This window comes from Streptomyces sp. NPDC005141, from assembly GCF_053599975.1.
The window spans coordinates 24,197-41,688 of record NZ_JBSFYW010000071.1 but is presented as its reverse complement, the minus strand read 5'-3'; the positions used below and the strand labels follow the sequence as shown (position 1 = coordinate 41,688).

General features: G+C 71.0%; 17 protein-coding genes. 6 read left to right on the top strand and 11 right to left on the bottom strand.

Features of this window, described 5'->3' with window-relative positions; translation table 11 throughout:
* Positions 1 to 152: 152 nt before the first annotated feature.
* From recO to ACWD68_RS35875, 3 genes are all read left to right on the top strand, one after another.
* Positions 153 to 899, top strand: a complete 747-nt coding sequence (gene recO / locus ACWD68_RS35885; RefSeq protein WP_451810646.1) for a DNA repair protein RecO — start codon at positions 153 to 155, stop codon at positions 897 to 899.
* Positions 900 to 1,000: 101 nt separating this feature from the next.
* Positions 1,001 to 1,846, top strand: a complete 846-nt coding sequence (locus tag ACWD68_RS35880; RefSeq protein ID WP_451810645.1) for an isoprenyl transferase — start codon at positions 1,001 to 1,003, stop codon at positions 1,844 to 1,846.
* A 74-nt stretch (positions 1,847 to 1,920) separates the two neighbouring features.
* Complete coding sequence (locus tag ACWD68_RS35875) at positions 1,921 to 2,487, top strand: YcxB family protein (RefSeq protein ID WP_451810644.1); 567 nt, start codon at positions 1,921 to 1,923, stop codon at positions 2,485 to 2,487.
* 12 nt (positions 2,488 to 2,499) lie between these two features.
* Here ACWD68_RS35875 and ACWD68_RS35870 read toward each other — a convergent pair whose 3' ends face one another.
* From ACWD68_RS35870 to ACWD68_RS35855, 4 genes are read right to left on the bottom strand one after another with little or no spacing between them, the layout of a single operon-like run.
* Positions 2,500 to 2,916, bottom strand: coding sequence for a Fur family transcriptional regulator (locus ACWD68_RS35870; RefSeq protein WP_266758532.1), 417 nt, complete (start codon positions 2,914 to 2,916; stop codon positions 2,500 to 2,502).
* A gap of 58 nt (positions 2,917 to 2,974) precedes the next feature.
* Positions 2,975 to 3,877, bottom strand: coding sequence for a metal ABC transporter permease (locus ACWD68_RS35865; RefSeq protein WP_451810643.1), 903 nt, complete (start codon positions 3,875 to 3,877; stop codon positions 2,975 to 2,977).
* The gene (locus ACWD68_RS35860) at positions 3,877 to 4,644 is read right to left on the bottom strand and encodes a metal ABC transporter ATP-binding protein (protein ID WP_451810642.1); all 768 of its coding nucleotides are present in this window, start codon (positions 4,642 to 4,644) and stop codon (positions 3,877 to 3,879) included. Before ACWD68_RS35860 ends, ACWD68_RS35865 begins: the two co-directional genes overlap by 1 nt.
* Before the next feature lie 17 nt (positions 4,645 to 4,661).
* On the bottom strand, positions 4,662 to 5,624 hold the full coding sequence (locus ACWD68_RS35855) for a metal ABC transporter substrate-binding protein (protein WP_451810641.1): 963 nt from the start codon (positions 5,622 to 5,624) through the stop codon (positions 4,662 to 4,664).
* A 197-nt stretch (positions 5,625 to 5,821) separates the two neighbouring features.
* Here ACWD68_RS35855 and ACWD68_RS35850 point away from each other — a divergent pair, with 197 nt between their 5' ends.
* Positions 5,822 to 7,204 (top strand): glycine--tRNA ligase, encoded by a 1,383-nt coding sequence (locus tag ACWD68_RS35850; RefSeq protein ID WP_451810640.1) that lies wholly within the window; start codon positions 5,822 to 5,824, stop codon positions 7,202 to 7,204.
* 210 nt (positions 7,205 to 7,414) lie between these two features.
* Here ACWD68_RS35850 and ACWD68_RS35845 read toward each other — a convergent pair whose 3' ends face one another.
* From ACWD68_RS35845 to ACWD68_RS35820, 6 genes are all read right to left on the bottom strand, one after another.
* The gene (locus ACWD68_RS35845; RefSeq protein WP_451810639.1) at positions 7,415 to 8,467 is read right to left on the bottom strand and encodes a chitinase; all 1,053 of its coding nucleotides are present in this window, start codon (positions 8,465 to 8,467) and stop codon (positions 7,415 to 7,417) included.
* A 121-nt stretch (positions 8,468 to 8,588) separates the two neighbouring features.
* On the bottom strand, positions 8,589 to 9,221 hold the full coding sequence (locus ACWD68_RS35840; protein ID WP_451810638.1) for a Fic family protein: 633 nt from the start codon (positions 9,219 to 9,221) through the stop codon (positions 8,589 to 8,591).
* The gene (locus ACWD68_RS35835) at positions 9,208 to 9,951 is read right to left on the bottom strand and encodes a hypothetical protein (protein ID WP_451810637.1); all 744 of its coding nucleotides are present in this window, start codon (positions 9,949 to 9,951) and stop codon (positions 9,208 to 9,210) included. Before ACWD68_RS35835 ends, ACWD68_RS35840 begins: the two co-directional genes overlap by 14 nt.
* A 179-nt stretch (positions 9,952 to 10,130) precedes the next feature.
* Positions 10,131 to 10,337, bottom strand: a complete 207-nt coding sequence (locus ACWD68_RS35830; RefSeq protein WP_405917180.1) for a hypothetical protein — start codon at positions 10,335 to 10,337, stop codon at positions 10,131 to 10,133.
* Between the two features lie 106 nt (positions 10,338 to 10,443).
* Positions 10,444 to 11,673 (bottom strand): M14 family zinc carboxypeptidase, encoded by a 1,230-nt coding sequence (locus ACWD68_RS35825; RefSeq protein ID WP_451810649.1) that lies wholly within the window; start codon positions 11,671 to 11,673, stop codon positions 10,444 to 10,446.
* Positions 11,674 to 11,972: 299 nt separating this feature from the next.
* Entirely contained in the window at positions 11,973 to 13,403 is a 1,431-nt protein-coding gene (locus ACWD68_RS35820; RefSeq protein ID WP_451810636.1) for an MFS transporter, read from the bottom strand.
* Positions 13,404 to 13,504: 101 nt separating this feature from the next.
* Between ACWD68_RS35820 and ACWD68_RS35815 the strand changes: the two genes are divergently transcribed.
* On the top strand, positions 13,505 to 14,599 hold the full coding sequence (locus tag ACWD68_RS35815; RefSeq protein WP_451810635.1) for a helix-turn-helix transcriptional regulator: 1,095 nt from the start codon (positions 13,505 to 13,507) through the stop codon (positions 14,597 to 14,599).
* 126 nt (positions 14,600 to 14,725) lie between these two features.
* Here the strand turns inward: ACWD68_RS35815 and ACWD68_RS35810 are convergent, their stop codons facing one another.
* Positions 14,726 to 16,189, bottom strand: a complete 1,464-nt coding sequence (locus ACWD68_RS35810) for an MFS transporter (RefSeq protein WP_451810634.1) — start codon at positions 16,187 to 16,189, stop codon at positions 14,726 to 14,728.
* Between the two features lie 94 nt (positions 16,190 to 16,283).
* Between ACWD68_RS35810 and dusB the strand changes: the two genes are divergently transcribed.
* Complete coding sequence (gene dusB / locus ACWD68_RS35805; RefSeq protein WP_451810633.1) at positions 16,284 to 17,438, top strand: tRNA dihydrouridine synthase DusB; 1,155 nt, start codon at positions 16,284 to 16,286, stop codon at positions 17,436 to 17,438.
* Positions 17,439 to 17,492: the final 54 nt, after the last annotated feature.

The following is a 17,492-nucleotide window of genomic DNA, read 5'->3' as shown; positions in this document are numbered from 1 at the left end:
GGGGGGGGGGGGGGGGGGGGGGGGGGGGGGGCGGGGGGGGGGGGCCGCGGGGCCACGGCGAGGCGCCTTGTGAAGGTGCCTCGTGGAGGTGCCCGGGCGTAAAGAGGCCCATCGGGACCGGGGTGCGGGTGCCGTAGGCGAGAATGGGCCGCATGAGTCTGTTCCGCGACGACGGCATCGTGCTGCGCACCCAGAAGCTGGGTGAGGCGGACCGGATCATCACGCTGCTCACACGCGGTCACGGGCGTGTACGGGCGGTGGCGCGCGGTGTCCGGCGGACCAAGTCCAAGTTCGGGGCGCGCCTCGAACCCTTCTCCCACGTGGACGTGCAGTTCTTCGCCCGCGGCAGCGAACTGATCGGGCGCGGCCTGCCCCTGTGCACACAGAGCGAGACGATCGCTCCGTACGGTGGCGGAATCGTCACCGACTACCCGCGCTACACCGCGGGCACCGCCATGCTGGAGACCGCCGAGCGGTTCACCGACCACGAGGGGGAGCCCGCCGTGCAGCAGTATCTGCTGCTGGTCGGCGGACTCCGCACCCTGGCCCGGGGCGAGCACGAGCCGCACCTCGTCCTCGACGCCTTCCTGCTGCGCTCCCTCGCCGTCAACGGCTACGCGCCCAGCTTCAGCGCCTGCGCCAAATGCGGCATGCCGGGACCGAATCGGTTCTTCTCGGTCGCTGCGGGAGGTTCCGTCTGCGTCGACTGCCGGGTGCCCGGCAGCGTCGTACCCTCGCCTCAGGCCCTCGAACTCCTCGCCGCGCTGCTCACGGGAGACTGGGAGACGGCGGACGCGAGCGAGCCGCGGCACGTCCGGGAGGGCAGCGGGCTGGTGTCGGCCTATCTGCACTGGCATCTGGAGCGCGGACTGCGTTCCCTGCGGTACGTGGAGAAGTAGGCGCCACCCGGGCACGCAAGAACGACGAGAACAGCAACAACGGCAAGAAGAGCCAGAGCAAGACGAGCGCCGAGCGCAAGCAAGAGGGAGACGAGAAGCACATGGTCGTACGCGGGATCCTGGGACGCCAGCGCCGCGAGTACAAGACGCCGGAACCGCACCCTTCCGGTGCCCGCGCGCCCAAACTCCCCGGCGAGCTCATCCCGAACCATGTGGCGGTCGTCATGGACGGGAACGGCCGGTGGGCCAAGGAGCGCGGGCTGCCGCGCACCGAGGGGCACCGGGTCGGCGAGGGCGTCGTCATGGACGTCCTCAAGGGCTGCATCGAGATGGGTGTGAAGAACCTCTCCCTCTACGCCTTCTCCACCGAGAACTGGAAGCGCTCGCCCGACGAGGTGCGCTTCCTCATGAACTTCAACCGGGACGTCATCCGGCGCCGCCGCGACGAGATGGACGAGCTCGGCATCCGGATCCGCTGGGTCGGCCGCATGCCCAAGCTGTGGAAGTCCGTCGTCCAGGAGCTCCAGATCGCCCAGGAGCAGACGACGCAGAACGACGCCATGACGCTGTACTTCTGCGTCAACTACGGCGGTCGTGCCGAGCTCGCGGACGCCGCCAAGGCGATGGCCGCCGATGTCGCCGCCGGCCGGCTCGACCCCGACAAGGTCTCCGAGAAGACCATCCAGAAGTACCTGTACTACCCGGACATGCCGGACGTCGATCTGTTCCTGCGCCCCAGCGGCGAGCAGCGCACCTCCAACTACCTCATCTGGCAGTCGAGTTACGCCGAGATGGTCTTCCAGGACGTGCTGTGGCCCGACTTCGACCGGCGTGACCTGTGGCGTGCCTGCGTCGAATACGCGCAGCGCGACCGGCGTTTCGGCGGCGCCGTCCCGAACGAGGACCTGCTCGCCATGGAGCGGGGCATGCGGGGCGACGGCTCGTAACACCCGCCGCCCGGGGCGTTGTCCGAACCCGGCCTTACGATCATGGCTCATCACCACCGAACCGGGGAGGGGCCGTGGTCGAGGGCCAGGGTGCTGCGCCGCAGCAGGAGTTGCCGGGGCAGCCGCAGGGGCACGGGGCGGATGCCGTCGAGCTGGAGTACCGGCCGACCGTCGGGGACTTCTCCTCGGCGCTGAGAGCGCGCAGAGGCGTCAGCAAGGCGGGCCGAAGGCAGTTCTGGGTACTGGGTGGCGCCGCCGTCGTGGTCGCCCTGGAGTGCGCGCTCGCGCTGGCCGGACAGGACGCGTCCACGCTTCCGGTGATCTGGTTCGTCGTTTTCGCGCCGCTCATCATGCTGTCGCCCTGGCTCCAGGCCCGCCAGGTGCAACGCCTCGCGGAGCGCCAGGGAACGTTCCGTGCGACCGTCACGGACACCGGGGTGACGGTGGCCACGGACAACTCGACGGAGACGCTCAACTGGATGGCGCAGCCCCGCTACCGGGAGACGGCGGACGCCTTCGTCATGCTCAGCCCCGACAAGAACGCCGTCGGCTTCACGGTGCTGCCCAAACGCGCCGCGCACACCCCCGCGGACGTGGACAGGCTGCGGGCGATCCTCGACCGCAACCTGACCCGCGTCTGAGGCCCCGGGGACTCAGCCCTTCGCCGCCGCGCACTCCGCGCACGTACCGAAGATCTCCACCGTGTGCGCCACGTTCACATAGCCGTGTTCCGCCGCGATGGCCTCGGCCCACTTCTCGACGGCCGGGCCCTCCACCTCCACCGCCTTGCCGCACACACGGCAGACGAGGTGGTGGTGGTGCTCGCCGGAGGAGCAGCGCCGGTAGACGGACTCGCCCTCCGACGTACGCAGGACGTCGACCTCGCCGGCGTCGGCCAGGGACTGCAGCGTGCGGTAGACCGTGGTGAGCCCGACCGAGTCGCCCTTGTGCTTGAGCATGTCGTGGAGCTCCTGCGCGCTGCGGAACTCGTCCACCTCGTCCAGCGCGGCCGCCACGGCGGCACGCTGCCGGGTGGAACGGCCCCGGACGGGCGATCCAGCGGTTGTCACCGTTGCCTCCTCACGTCTGCCCTTGCCCGGCCATTGTGCCAGTCCGGGCTGTGCCCAGTCAGACGCCGACGCTGCTCTCCGTGCCGCGCGCGGCCGGAATCGTGCACTCCGCGGGGTCTCCGGCGGCCTGCGCCGCCGCCAGTGCCCGGGCCCGGCGCCGGGCCAGCGGAGTCGCCAGCGTGGTCAGCGCGATGAAAACGCCGATCGTCAGCAGCACGATCGTGGCGCCGGGCGGCACGTCCTGGTAGTACGACGTCACGGTGCCGCCGATCGTCACGGTCACCCCGATCGCCACCGCGATGGCGAAGGTCGCCGCGAAGCTCCGGGTGAGCTGCTGGGCCGCCGCCACCGGCACCACCATCAGCGCGCTCACGAGCAGCAGTCCGACCACCCGCATCGCGACGGTCACCGTGACCGCCGCCGTGACGGCCGTCAGCAGGTTCAGGGCGCGCACCGGAAGACCGGTCACCCGCGCGAACTCCTCGTCCTGGCTGACCGCGAACAACTGGCGGCGCAGCCCCAGCGTGACGAGTACGACGAAGCCGGCCAGCAGGCAGATCGCCGTCACGTCGGACTCGCTCACCGTCGACAGGGAGCCGAAGAGGTACGACGTCAGGTTGGCGTTCGAGCCACCCGGCGCGAGGTTGATGAACATCACGCCGCCCGCCATGCCCCCGTAGAAGAGCATGGCCAGCGCGATGTCCCCGCGCGTCCTGCCGTACCAGCGGATCAGCTCCATGAGCACGGCACCCAGCACGGACACGGCCATCGCCATCCACACCGGTGACGTGGACAGCAGGAACCCGAGGCCGACGCCCGTCATGGCCACATGGCCGATCCCGTCGCCCATCAGTGCCTGGCGGCGCTGGACCAGATAGATGCCGACGGCGGGCGCGGTGATGCCCACCAGGACGGCGGCGAGCAGAGCCCGCTGCATGAAGGCGTACTCGAGGATGTCCATCAGCTCAGCAGTCCCGTCCGGAGGGGTTCGGCGTCATGAGCCGCGTGCGGGTGTACGTGGTCGTGGCCGGGCAGCGCGTGCTGGCCGACCGCCTGCGGAGGCGGGCCGTCGTGCAGCACGCAGCCGTCCCGCAGGACGACCGCGCGGTCGATCAGCGGCTCCAGGGGGCCCAGCTCGTGCAGCACGAGCAGGACGGAGGTGCCCTGGGCGACCTGGTCGCGCAGGGTCGCGGCCAGCACCTCCTGGCTGGCGAGGTCCACGCCCGCCATCGGCTCGTCCATGATCAGCAGTTCGGGCTCGCAGGCCAGCGCGCGGGCGATGAGGACCCGCTGGTGCTGCCCGCCCGACAGGGCGTTCACGGAGTCCTTCGCGCGGTCCGCCATCCCGACGAGCTCCAGGGCCCGCCGCACAGCCGCGTGATCGGCCTTGCGCAGCACGCCGAAGCGGGCCCGGGACAGACGCCCCGAGGCGACGATCTCGGTGACCGTCGCGGGCACACCGCCCGCCGCCGTCGTCCGCTGCGGGACGTACCCGACACGGTGCCAGTCGCGGAAACGGCGCCGCGGGACGCCGAAGATCTCGATCTCGCCGTCGCTGACGGCGACCTGGCCGATGACGCTGCGCACCGCGGTCGACTTGCCTGAGCCGTTGGCGCCGAGCAGCGCGACGACCTCCCCGCGGCGCACGGTGAGATCGATGCCGCGCAGGACCGGGCGCGAACCCAGCTCCGCCCGCACACCGCGCAGGGATACGACGGACTCGCTCACGACGTCCTCCACACTGGTCACTTGGCGCCGAGAGCCGTCTGCAGCGCCTTCAGGTTCGACTCCATGACCTGCATGTAGTCCCTGCCCCTGGACTTGTCGGTGATGCCCTCGAGCGGGTCGAGGACATCCGTGCGAAGACCCGCGTCGTCGGCGATCGTCCTGGCCGTTCTGTCGCTGACGAGCGTCTCGTAGAACACCGTCGTGACGCCGTCGGCCTTCGCCGTCTTCTCCAGGGCCTTCACCCGGTTCGCGCTGGGCTCCGACTCCGGGTCCAGGCCGTTGATGGCCTCCTCGGTGAGCCCGTAGCGCTCGGCGAGGTAGCCGAACGCGGCGTGGGTGGTGATGAAGGTCTTGGTCTTCGTGTCCGAGAGACCGTTGTGGAAGTCGGTGTTCAGCGTGACGAACTTCTTCCGCAGTGCCGACATGTTCTTCTCGTAGTCCGCGGTGTGCTTCGGGTCGGCCTTCTTCAGGGCGTCGGAGACCCCTTCGGCGACCTCCGCGAACCGCACCGGGTCGAGCCAGATGTGCGGGTCGGTGGCGCCGGCCTCCTCGCCCTCGCTGTCGTCGTGGGCGGCCGCGTGCCCGCCGACCTCGTTGCCGTGCTTCTCCAGCGTCGTCAGCGAAGCGGCGTCGATCTTGGTCTTCACCTCGGCCTGGGCCACCGCGTCGTCCACGGCCGGCTGGAGGTTCTTGAGGTAGAGGACGGCGTCCGCCTCCTGGAGCTGCGCGGTCTGCCGGGCGCTGATCTCCAGGTCGTGCGGCTCCTGACCGGGCTGGGTCAGGTTCGTGACGTTCACATGCGTCCCGCCGATCTCCTCGGCGAGGTACTGGAGCGGGTAGAACGACGCCACCACGTCGAGTTTTCCGTTGCTCTTGCCGTCGGCCGAGGCGGAGCCCGAGCAGGCCGAGAGGGCGCCGAGGCCGAGGGCGGTGGCCGCCACGACCGCGGACCCCGATATGAGGCGTCGTCGTACGTTCATGACACTCATTTTCAACAAATCTGGAAACGATTGTCAACAAGCCCTCGTCGGGACGGCCTCGCGCCCCCCGACAACAGGCATCAAGTGGATGTAAGCGGCAGGAAGCGGCCCACTCCGCGAACCGATTTGATACAGGGGTGGGCGACGCCGGTAACCTGAAGCATTCGCTGCCGTCCGTTCGTAATGAAGAGAGCACCGTGGCCGCCGACAAGATCGAGACCATCGTCAGCCTGAGCAAGCGCCGTGGCTTCGTTTTCCCCAGTAGTGAGATCTACGGCGGACAGCGTGCCGCCTGGGACTACGGTCCGCTCGGCGTCGAACTCAAGGAGAACATCAAGCGCCAGTGGTGGCGTTACATGGTCACCTCCCGCGAGGACGTCGTCGGTATCGACTCGTCGGTGATCCTGGCCACCGAGACCTGGGTCGCCTCCGGCCACGTCGCCACCTTCTCCGACCCGCTCACCGAGTGCACCTCCTGTCACAAGCGCTACCGCGCCGACCACCTGGAGGAGGCCTACGAGGCGAAGCACCACCGCCTCCCCGAGAACGGCCTCGCGGACATCAACTGCCCGAACTGCGGCAACAAGGGCATGTTCACCGAGCCCAAGCAGTTCTCCGGCCTGCTCAGCACCCACCTCGGCCCCACCCAGGACACCGGCTCCGTCGCCTACCTGCGCCCCGAGACCGCCCAGGGCATCTTCACCAACTTCGCCCAGGTGCAGACCACCTCGCGCCGCAAGCCGCCGTTCGGCATCGCGCAGATGGGCAAGTCCTTCCGCAACGAGATCACGCCCGGCAACTTCATCTTCCGCACCCGCGAGTTCGAGCAGATGGAGATGGAGTTCTTCGTCAAGCCGGGCGAGGACGAGAAGTGGCAGGAGTACTGGATGCAGGAGCGCTGGAACTGGTACACCGGCCTCGGTCTCCGCGAGGAGAACATGCGCTGGTACGAGCACGCCCAGGAGAAGCTCTCCCACTACTCCAAGCGCACCGCCGACATCGAGTACCGCTTCCAGTTCGGCGGCAACGAGTGGGGTGAGCTGGAGGGCGTGGCCAACCGCACCGACTACGACCTCGGCGCGCACTCCAAGGCCTCCGGCCAGGACCTCTCCTACTTCGACCAGGAAGCCGGAGAGCGCTGGACCCCGTACGTCATCGAGCCCGCCGCCGGTGTCGGCCGCGCCATGCTCGCCTTCCTGCTCGACGCCTACGTCGAGGACGAGGCGCCCAACGCCAAGGGCAAGATGGAGAAGCGCACCGTGCTGCGCCTCGACCCGCGCCTCGCGCCCGTCAAGGTCGCCGTGCTGCCCCTGTCGCGGAACCCGGAGCTGTCGCCCAAGGCCAAGGGCCTGGCCACCGCGCTGCGCCAGCACTGGAACATCGAGTTCGACGACGCCGGCGCCATCGGCCGCCGCTACCGTCGCCAGGACGAGATCGGCACCCCGTTCTGCGTCACCGTCGACTTCGACACCCTCGACGACAACGCCGTCACGGTGCGCGAGCGCGACTCGATGAAGCAGGAGCGCGTCTCGCTCGACCAGATCGAGGGCTACCTGGCCAGCCGCCTCATCGGCTGCTGATCACCCGCCGCTCACGAAGCCCCCGGTTCCCGAGCAGGGAACCGGGGGCTTCGCGGCGTCCCGGACCATGGGGTGTCCGGGCGTCTGTGGCACCTCTGCCCGGGCGGCATCGGTGCGGCGCGGGTGGCACCGGTGGCGACGTCCTTCCGCCGGCGCCGACGCTCTCGCCGGGCCTCGACGACCCTGCCCGGCTCGACGCCCCTGCCTGACTCAACGGCCCTGCAGGGCCTTCACGTTGTCGCCGAACGTCCAGTTCTTCGAGCCGTCCCAGTTGACGGACCAGGTCATCAGACCCTTGAGGCCGGTGCCGTAGTGGCGCCACGCCTGGGAGACGAGACTCGGCGACATGTAGCCACCGCCGGCACCGGACTGCGCGGGCAGCCCCGGCACCTGCTTGTCGTAGGGGACCTTGATGGTGGTCCCCTGCACCACGAGCCCCTTGTTGAGGCAGTCGGTCTGGGCGGTGAAGCCCTGCACCGTGCCCGCGGAGTACGAGTCACCGGAGCAGCCGTACATGCTCCCGTTGTAGTACTGCATGTTCAGCCACCACAGACGCCCGTTGTCCGCGTACTTCTTGACGATCGGCAGATAGGCGCCCCAGATCGAGCCGTACGTGATGCTGCCACCGGTGACGTACGCCGTCTCCGGCGCCATGGTCAGCCCGAAGCCGGACGGCATCCGCGACAGCACTCCGTCGATGATGCGGATCAGGTTGGCCTGGGAGGCGGAGAGCTGACCGATGTTCCCGCTGCCGACGAGCCCCGTCTCGATGTCGATGTCGATCCCGTCGAAGTTGTACTTCTTCAGGAGGGGCACGATCGTCGCGACGAAACGGTCGGCGACCGCGGACGAACTCAGGTCGATCCCGGCCGCCGCTCCGCCGATGGACAGCAGGATCGTCTGCCCCGACGCCTTGGCGGCGCACATCTCGGCGGGCGTCGCGACCTTCACGCCCGTGTCCATCCCGTCCTGCCACAGCGCGGTGCCGTCCGAGCGGATGACGGGGAACGCCGCGTTGATCACGTTGTAGCCGTGCGCGGCGATACGGGAGTCGGTGATCGGCGTCCACCCGAAGGGCGGGTGCACACCGTTGGACGAGCCGTCCCAGTTCTCCCAGTACCCCTGGAGAACCTTTCCGGCGGGGCGGGACTTCACGGCGCAGGTGTCCGCCGCGGAGGCGCCGGGGGCGCCCGCGATCGACAGTGGGGTGAGGACGGCCGCCGCCAGGGCGACGGCGAGCAGGCGCAGCTTCCGACGGATCATGCGAGGCCTCCCGGTGGGGGTGCGGTGAGGTGTCGTAGGCATGACAGTCGCGCGGTCCAGACCTTTCGTCAATAGGTCTGGACCAAAGTGGCGGCGGTGACTCCGGGCGGCTGCCCGTGGTTCACCGGCGGCCGGCCGTGGGCGCGTGGCGGCGGTGGTCGAGCACGCCGATGAGGGTGGCCAGGTCGGCGGCGCCCTCGGGGTCGTCGGCGTATCGGGTGGTCTGGAGCGGGCCGACCTCGGGAAGGACGACGTCCTCGCGGGCCAGGACGTGGACCAGGGTGAGCAGGGCCGCACGGGCGTTGCCGTCGCTGAACGGGTGGAAGAACGCCACGTCGAGATACGCGCGGGCCGCGCGGGCCGCGAGCGGGAGGTCCGGGTCGGTCGCCTCGCGCAGACAGGCGGCGAAGTCGGCCCGGGTGCGCGGGGTGAGGCCGTAGCGCTCGCGTCCGCCCTTCGCGTAGGCGTCTCCGGTGCGGAAGGGTGCCTCTGTCACGCCGAGGACCTCGCGCTGCCAGCCGGCCGGCAGGGCGAAGCCGAGCGGGGCGCGGCGGGCGGCGTCGGCGCGGGCCAGGGTGTACGCGCGGAGCAGGCGTTCGGCGCGGCCGGGGTCGCGCCGGTGGACCGGCCCGGCGCACCAGGCCCGGAACCCGTCGCGCGCGGGCGGACCACCCGTCTCCAGGGCGGGCGCCCGGTGCCACTCGGCCTCGCGGCGCACGCGCAGCCAGGTCGCGAGGCTGTCAGCGGCGGTCATGCAGCTCCTCCAGGGCGGCCCGCTCGCGGTGGTCCTGGTAGGGGAGACGGCCGGTGAGGATGACGGCGAAGTCCTCGCCGACCGAATCGATCAGTGACCGCTCGGGAGCGACCCAGCTCTCGAACCGGCCGCCGATCGCGGTCTCCACCACCTCGTCGGCGTCGTCCGGGTCCATACCGGTGCTGGTGAGGAACCAGAGCAGCAGCCGTCCGGCCTGTCCGGGAAAGGAGCCGTCCATGGCCGAGTCCAGCGCGACGGTCACGAGCCGGACGCAGGCCCGCTCCAGATGCCAGCTGCGGTCCTCGGGGGAGGCCTCCGCCGGTGGCGCCAGGTCCGCGAACCGCCGATCCAGCCACTCCAGCGACTCCCGCCACGCCAGCAGCGCGGCCGCCGACCGGGCCGCGGTCTCGTCGGGAGTCGTGACCGCGGTGGACGCATGGCCCCAGCCGTTCACGACTCCGCCGTACGGGTAGTCCCAGTTCCATCCCACGGTCCAACTGCCGTAGCGCTCGCGGATGATCGCGTCCACCTGACGTTCGCACCAGTGCTCGCCCTGCCACCAACCCTCCCTGCCCGAGAGTACGGGCGGCACCCATGGGCGGATCAGCGAGTGGAGGCGGGCTTCCTCCTCCTCGTCCCAGAGGAAGGGGTGGCGGGCCGGGTCCAGATGAGCCCAGTGCCGCAGCGCCTCGTAGGGGACGCGGGGTACGAGGTTGTCGGGGAAGGGCAAGGTGTCCAGGGTGTACGTCAGTGCCGGGCCCGTTCTTCCGTCCGCTGATACGGCGCCCTCAGTCTCCGCCCGCGGAGCCGGAGTCGGCGAACGATTTTTCCGGACCCCGGGATCCGGCGTGCCCCCGCGTCCGTGGCGCGATCCGAACGGCAGCCCTCGAGTCCCTGTGGCGGCGGCCCTCAGGCCTCTTTGGGGTCGACCGTCGCCTGGTGTTCCTCGGCCAGGTGCTCCTCCGCCTTCAACCAGGGGAGGAATTGGGCGTTTTTGCGCCAGCCGCAGGTGTCACATCTGATCGTGCGCTGTACGCCCGCCCGTTGTACGCGGACGGTGTGTTCGCGGCCGTGCTGGTCCCAGCGGCTTACTTTGCTCGTGTTGATCTGCAGCATGACGCCTCCTGGTTCTCCCGCTTCGCCTGCGCAGCAAGGAGTGTGCAGCATGGTGAAGATCAACGGGGGTTCTTCGGTGGTGGGTTCGGTGAGAGTACCCTCGCTCTCAGGAGGCGGCGAGGTGTCCTTCGGCGGCCTCGACGGCGGCGGTGGTGACGTTGACCTGGTGCTCTATCTGCAGGTCCACCGGAACCCAGGTCGCCGTGAAACTCGCCGAGTAGGCGGCGCACCAGCGCGCGACGAGGGCTTCCAGTTCGGCGCGTTGGGGCGCGGTCCCCGGGGTCGGCGCGTATTCCTCCAGGAGGCGCAGCAGCATGGCGGCGGCCCGTAGCGGGGTTCGCCGGGCGAAGCCCTCGATGCTGGCCGTGCGGGCGCGGGTGAGATCGGGCAGCGGCGTGAAGGACGGGTGCGCGGGGTCCCAGCTGTCGGCCAACGGGCCGCATACGCGCAGCGTTTCGGCCACGGCCCGGTGCATGCTGAAGCCGGCGTCCGGACCGGGCGGCGGAAGGTGGGGGCGTGCCCGCTCGTAGTGGCCGCGGACGGTGCGGGCGTAGGCCCGCAGGCGTTCCGCCCAGTGCTGCAGCCGTTGTTCGGGGGCGGGGTGGAGGGTGAGGTCGGCGAACCCGGCGGCGGCCCAGACCGGCACCTCCAGCACCGCGGTGACGCCGCCGTGGGCATGCGGGGCGAGCCAGGTGGAGCGGTGGGCGTTCTCCGGGAAGGCGGTGGGGCGCTCGGGTGCTCCGGGCGGTGGCAGGACGAAGACGCCCGGGGCGCTCGTGGGCCAGTGCAGGGCGTCCAGCGGGGCCCTTTCGACCGGGATGCCGAGCCGTTCGGCGGAGGCGGCGAGGGTCCGGTCGAGGCCGGGTACCTCTCGGGTGACCTGGGCGAAGGTGCCGCCGATGTCCGTGCCGTGCAGGGAGATCTGGATGTAGGGCCGCAGCCGGCGGATGACGTCGAGCAGGGCGCGGCTCTCCGGCAGGAACCGGGGGCGGGGGAGGGCGGGTGCCCATTCGGGCTGTTCGTCGGCCGTGGGGCGGAAGAAGCGGCGGTAGTGGCCGAAGAGGGTGTCGGCGTGGTGTCCGCCGTCGTTGAGGCGGGCTCCGTCCGGATCGAGGCACAGCATCAGGTGCCATACGGTGCCGGGCCGTTCGCCGGCCAGTGCCCGGTGGGCCAGCGCGAGGAGGGTGCCCCCGCCGACGTACTCGTTGGGGTGCGCGCCCGCGACCACGAGGGCGTGCCGTGGCCCCTTTCCGACGCTCAGCATCCGCAGCGGGACGCCGCGTCGGGAGTGGCCGATCGTGCTGAGCCGGCACAGGCCGGGATGCCGGGCGGCCAGGGTTTCGGCGGTGCGGGTGACGTCGGCGGGTGTGGGATAGCTCAGTGTCCGGAACCGCTGTCGTCCCCGGTCTCCCTCTGGTCCAGCGCGCGGATCTTGACCTCGGCCACGGGGCCTCCTCGGATCGCGGTCCGTCCGAACGGAACGCGCCGGGCCATCGCCGGGCGCGTTCTGTTCGGCTTCAGTGCGACTCAGTACGGCATGGCGCATCACTGGTGTCAACAGCCCCTGAAAAAGGGGAAGTTGGGCTCATGGCCGATGCATATGCCGGTGGCCGCGAGGGAGGCCGGACCGGCCCCTCAGCTGATCGTGCGCGGCAGCCGCAGGCTCAGTGCCGTGGTCAGGGCCACGCCCACCAGCTGGACCAGGAGCGTCGTCACCAGGGCGCTCCGCATGCCGTGGGCCGGGGCGAGGGACAGGAACAGGGTGCCGAGGGTGGCCACCCCGACGGCGAGGGCCGACTGCTGGGTGGTGGCCATCACACCGCTGCCGACGCCGGCCCGCGCGGCCGGCACCTCGGAGAGGACGATCCTGATGAGGACGGGGAGCTGGAGCGCCTGGCCCGCGCCGGCGACCGCCGCGCCGGGCAGCAGTTCCCACACCCCGAGGTCGGGCCAGGACCGCCCGGCGGCCAGCGCGATGAGCGCCACGCCCACCGCCTGGATCAGCCCGCCGGCGGTGACGACCCGGGTGCCGTAGCGGGCGATCAGCCGGGGGCCGCACAGGGACGTGATGAAGAAGACGACCGCCATGGGCGCGAGGGCCATCCCCGCGGAGACGGGACCGAGGCCCGCGCCGCGCTGCAGAGCCACCGCGATCACGAACATGAAGCCGCTGAAGCCGATCGAGAACGGCACGATCATGATCAGACCCCGGCGCAGCGAGGTCAGCTCGAGCAGACTCGGTGGCACCAGGGGGGTCCGGCCGCCCCGGTCCGCGCGGCGTTCGACGAGGTAGAAGGCGGCGGCCGCGAGCGGGAACAGGGCGAGGGACACCCAGGTCCACAGCGGCCAGCCCGCCGCCCGGCCCTCGGTGAGCGGCGCGAGCAGGGCCAGCAGGGTGACGGCGAGCAGGACGGTGCCGGGGGTGTCGATCGGCTCCGGGTGCTGCGAGCGGGTCTCGGGGACGGCGCGGGCGGCCAGGATCAGGCCGAGGACGACGACGGGCACGTTCACGAGGAACACCGAGCGCCAGCCGGTGCCCGCGATGTCGGCCGCGACCAGGACACCGCCGAGGATCTGCCCGGCCACCATGGACAGGCCGGCCGTGGCACCGTACAGACCCATCGCCTTGGCGCGGCGGGGCCCGGAGGTCGCCGACTGGATGGTGGCGAGGACCTGCGGCAGCATCGCCGCGGACGCCGCGCCCTGGGCGACGCGTGCCGCCACCAGGGTCCACGCGGTGGGCGCGAGGCCGCAGGCGAGCGAGGTCAGGCCGAAGGCCGCCATGCCGCCGAGGAAGAGCCGGCGCCGGCCGAACAGGTCGCCGAGGCGTCCGCCGAGGACGAGCAGGACGGCGTACGCGACCCCGTAGCCGGCGACGACCAGTTCGAGGACGGCCTCACTCGCGTTCAGGTCATGCCCGATGGTCGGAAGGGCTACGTTGACGATGAAGAAGTCGATCAGGGGCAGTGCCGCGCCCAGCAGCACGGTGAACAGTCCGAGGCCGCCGAGGGCGGGTGGCGCGGTGGGGGCGCGGACTGTGGTGGTGAGGGTTCCGGTATCGGTCACGTCCCCCAGACTTCTCCCGGACCCAGACGGGTACCAGAGTCTTCTTATCCTGGTACAAGCACTACCTGGCAACAGGCTGCGGTGAGCGGCAGGCTGGAGGCATGACGACCATGGTGCGGGACACGACCACCGGCCCGGACCCGGCACGACCCGCCCCGGACGGGACGCGATCCGTCCCGGACACGGCGGCCCCGGGTCCGGGACGGTCGGCTCCGTCCCCGGCGGCTTCCGCCCGCCCGCCCGCGGACGCGGCCCCCGGCGGTGCGCCCGGCCCTGCGCGGACGTCCGGCCCCACCGGGTCCCGCGGCAGCGAGATCCGGCGGCACGAGCTGGCCACCTTCCTGCGCAGCCGGCGCGAGCGCATCACCCCCGAGCAGGTCCAACTGCCCCGTGGCCGCCGTCGGCGCACACCGGGCCTGCGCCGCGAGGAGGTCGCCCAGCTCTCCGCGGTGGGTGTCACCTGGTACACCTGGTTGGAGCAGGCGCGCGACATCCAAGTCTCCGAGCAGGTCCTCGACGCCCTGGCGCGCACCCTGCAGCTCGACTCCAGCGAGCGGGCGCACCTGTTCCAGCTGGCCGGAGCCGTCGACCCCTCGCCAGCCGCCCAGTGCGCGGTCATCACCCCGGCGCTGCGCCAGATCCTGACGCAGCTGGAGCCGGTTCCGGCCTGCATCCAGAACAGCCGGTACGACATCCTGGCGTACAACCGCACGTACGCGCGTCTGATGATGAGCGACCTCGACACGATCCCGCCCGCCGACCGCAACTGCATGATCCTCGCCTACACCAACGCGGAGTGGCGCCGGTCGATCGTCCTCCTGGACGAGACCATGCGTCTGATGGCCGCGCGGCTTCGCGTCTCGATGGCCGGGCACCTAGGGGAACCCGCCTGGAAGATGCTGCTGAAGCGGTTGCGGTCCGAGTCGGCCGAGTTCCGTGAGATCTGGGACCGGTACGAGGTGGTCGGCACCCGCGGCAAGACCAAGAAGTTCGTGAACCCGTACGTCGGTCTCATCACCGTCGATCACACCGATCTGTGGCTCGCGCCCGACCTCGGTGCCCGCATGGTGACGTACGCGCCCTCCGACGAGGAGAGCCGCGAACGACTGGAGAAGCTGCACGCGATCGCGCTGGAGGCCGAGGCCGGGGCCGGGGCCGAAGGGACATCCCGGGCGGAGGTGGCGGGGGCGGCCTGACGTGGGAGTGGCCGACGCCGGCGGGGGTGGCCCGTGCGCCGTCGGCGCGGGGTCGCCGCGGTGAGGCGCAGGCACGGCCGGACGGCGGGCGCGGCGAGGCGCCGGGGCGGTCAGACGGGGGAGGGGTCAGACGGCGGAGGGGTCCTGGGCCCGTACGTCCGCCGCTTCCCGTATCTCCGGGGACTCCAGCAGGCGGGCCGTGCGCTCGGCCGTCGCGCGCGCCCAGCGCCCGCTGGTGAGCGCGCCGAGGGCGAGGACGGCGACACCGCAGGCGGTGATGACCCACCAGCCGGGGCGGGCCGCCGCGACGAAGGTGTCCCGGTAGGCGGAGGCGTGGATGCCGGAGGCCAGGGCCGCGCCGATGACGGCGACGCCGAGGGTGCCGCCGATCTGGCGGCTGGTCGAGGCGACGGCGGCGGCGACGCCCGCCTGGGAGCGGGGCATGCCGGAGACGGCGGTGTTGGTGATGGGGGCGTTCACGAATCCGAAGCCGAGGCCGAAGAAGACGTAGCCGATCACGAGCGTGACGTTCGACGTCTCCCCTTCGAACGCGGCGAACAGCACGCCGCTCACGGTCATCGCGACACCGGCGATCAGCAGCGACGGGCGCGGGCCGCGGCTGCCGACCAGGCGTCCCGAGATGGGCGCGCAGACGAAGCACAGGGCCGCCATGGGCAGCATCCACAGGCCCGCGTGCAGGGCGTCGAGGCCGCGCACGTTCTGCAGGTACAGCGTCGACAGGAACAGGAAGCCACTGAGCGCGGCGAACGCGCTCACCGCGATGACGGTGGCCCCGCTGAACGGCGCCGAGCGGAAGAAGCGCAGGTCGATGAGGGGTTCGTCGCGCCGGGGCTCGTACCACAGGAGACCGAGCAGCGCGCCGAGGGCGATCACGCCCAAGCCCGTGGTCCGCAGGGCGCCGGAGGTGGGCGCCTCGATGATGGCGTACGTCAGCGAGCCGAGCAGCGCGATGACGAGAAACTGGCCGACCGGGTCGGGGCGGCGGGCCTTGGGGGCGCGGGACTCGGGGACGAAGCGCAGGGTCAGCAGGAGCGCGGCGAGGCCGATGGGGAGGTTGATCCAGAAGATCGACCGCCAGCCGACCGTCTCGACGAGCAGGCCGCCCACCAGAGGTCCGGCGGCCATGGATATGCCGACCACGGCGCCCCACACGCCGATCGCGCGGGCGCGTTCGCGCTGGTCCGTGAAGGTGTTGGTGATGATGGACATCGCCACCGGGTTCAGCATCGAGCCGCCGACGGCCTGGACCATCCGGAAGACGATGAGCGCGTCGAGGTTCGGTGCGAGGGAGCAGAGCACCGAGCCGATGGTGAAGAGGACCAGGCCCGCCATGAAGACCTTGCGCCGGCCGATGCGGTCGGCGGTGGAGCCCGCGAGCATCAGCAGGGAGGCCAGTACCAGGGTGTACGCGTCGATGGTCCACTGCATGCCCGCGACGCTCGTGTGCAGTTCCCGCTGCATCGAGGGCAGGGCGACGTTCAGGACCGTGACGTCGAGGCTCACGATCAGCAGGCTCATGCAGCAGATCGCGAGCACCAGCATCCGGTGGCGGTGGCTGAGCTCAGGCATTCCGTCAGAGTACGCCGCTGTCGATAGTGTCTAACTAATGACCACTACACGATCTTTCGCGCGAGCACTCGGCGCCGTGCGCCACAATGGGGGAATGTCCACGCCCACGTCCACTGTGAACTCCACGCTCTCGATCGGCCCCCACCAGGTGCAGCCGCCCGTCGTCCTGGCCCCCATGGCCGGGATCACGAACGCGCCGTTCCGCACGCTGTGCCGCGAGTTCAGTGGGGGCAAGGGTCTGTTCGTCAGCGAGATGATCACCACGCGGGCGCTGGTCGAGCGCAACGAGAAGACCATGCAGCTGATCCACTTCGACGCGACCGAGAAGCCGCGCTCGATCCAGCTGTACGGCGTCGACCCCGCGACCGTCGGCAAGGCCGTCCGCATGATCGTGGACGAGGACCTCGCCGACCACATCGACCTCAACTTCGGCTGCCCGGTTCCCAAGGTCACCCGCAAGGGCGGCGGCTCCGCCCTCCCGTACAAGCGCCACCTGCTGCGCGCGATCCTCCGCGAGGCCGTCAGCGGCGCCGGGGACCTGCCCGTCACCATGAAGATGCGCAAGGGCATCGACGACGACCACATCACCTTCCTCGACGCCGGACGGATCGCGGTCGAGGAGGGCGTGACGGCCATCGCGCTGCACGGCCGTACCGCGGCCCAGCACTACGGCGGCACCGCGGACTGGGACGCCATCGCCCGTCTGAAGGAACACGTGCCGGAGATCCCCGTCCTCGGCAACGGCGACATCTGGTCGGCGGACGACGCGCTGCGGATGGTGCGCGAGACCGGGTGCGACGGGGTCGTGGTCGGGCGCGGCTGCCTCGGCCGGCCGTGGCTGTTCGGCGACCTGGTGGCCGCCTTCGAGGGCCGCGCCGACGCCTACGCGCGGCCGACGCTGCGCGAGGTCGCCGCGGTCATGGTCCGCCACGCCACGCTCCTCGGCGAGTGGATCGGCGACGAGGCGCGCGGCGTCATCGACTTCCGCAAGCACGTCGCCTGGTATCTCAAGGGCTTCGCGGTGGGCTCGGAGATGCGCAAGCGTCTCGCCATCACCTCCTCGCTCGCCGAACTCTCCGACGGGCTGGCCGAGCTGGACCTCGACCAGCCGTGGCCGTCCGGTGCCGACGGACCCCGCGGCCGTACCTCCGGCAACAACAGGGTCGTCCTGCCGGACGGCTGGCTGAAGGACCCCTACGACTGCGCGGGCGTGTCCGAGGACGCGGAACTGGACACGTCCGGCGGCTGAGCCGCCGGACGTGAGGTGCGCGCGCCGCCCGCGCGCACCGTGGTGACTCCAGGT

What these genes read in the sequence shown, in the direction of transcription:
- ACWD68_RS35840 (WP_451810638.1), bottom strand. Translation starts at nt 9,221, where the DNA reads ATGACCGCCGCTGACAGCCTCGCGACCTGGCTGCGCGTGCGCCGCGAG.
- ACWD68_RS35865 (WP_451810643.1), bottom strand. Translation starts at nt 3,877, where the DNA reads ATGGACATCCTCGAGTACGCCTTCATGCAGCGGGCTCTGCTCGCCGCC.
- ACWD68_RS35830 (WP_405917180.1), bottom strand. Translation starts at nt 10,337, where the DNA reads ATGCTGCAGATCAACACGAGCAAAGTAAGCCGCTGGGACCAGCACGGC.
- ACWD68_RS35815 (WP_451810635.1), top strand. Translation starts at nt 13,505, where the DNA reads ATGACGACCATGGTGCGGGACACGACCACCGGCCCGGACCCGGCACGA.
- ACWD68_RS35845 (WP_451810639.1), bottom strand. Translation starts at nt 8,467, where the DNA reads ATGATCCGTCGGAAGCTGCGCCTGCTCGCCGTCGCCCTGGCGGCGGCC.
- ACWD68_RS35880 (WP_451810645.1), top strand. Translation starts at nt 1,001, where the DNA reads ATGGTCGTACGCGGGATCCTGGGACGCCAGCGCCGCGAGTACAAGACG.
- ACWD68_RS35810 (WP_451810634.1), bottom strand. Translation starts at nt 16,189, where the DNA reads ATGCCTGAGCTCAGCCACCGCCACCGGATGCTGGTGCTCGCGATCTGC.
- recO (WP_451810646.1), top strand. Translation starts at nt 153, where the DNA reads ATGAGTCTGTTCCGCGACGACGGCATCGTGCTGCGCACCCAGAAGCTG.
- dusB (WP_451810633.1), top strand. Translation starts at nt 16,284, where the DNA reads ATGTCCACGCCCACGTCCACTGTGAACTCCACGCTCTCGATCGGCCCC.
- ACWD68_RS35855 (WP_451810641.1), bottom strand. Translation starts at nt 5,624, where the DNA reads ATGAACGTACGACGACGCCTCATATCGGGGTCCGCGGTCGTGGCGGCC.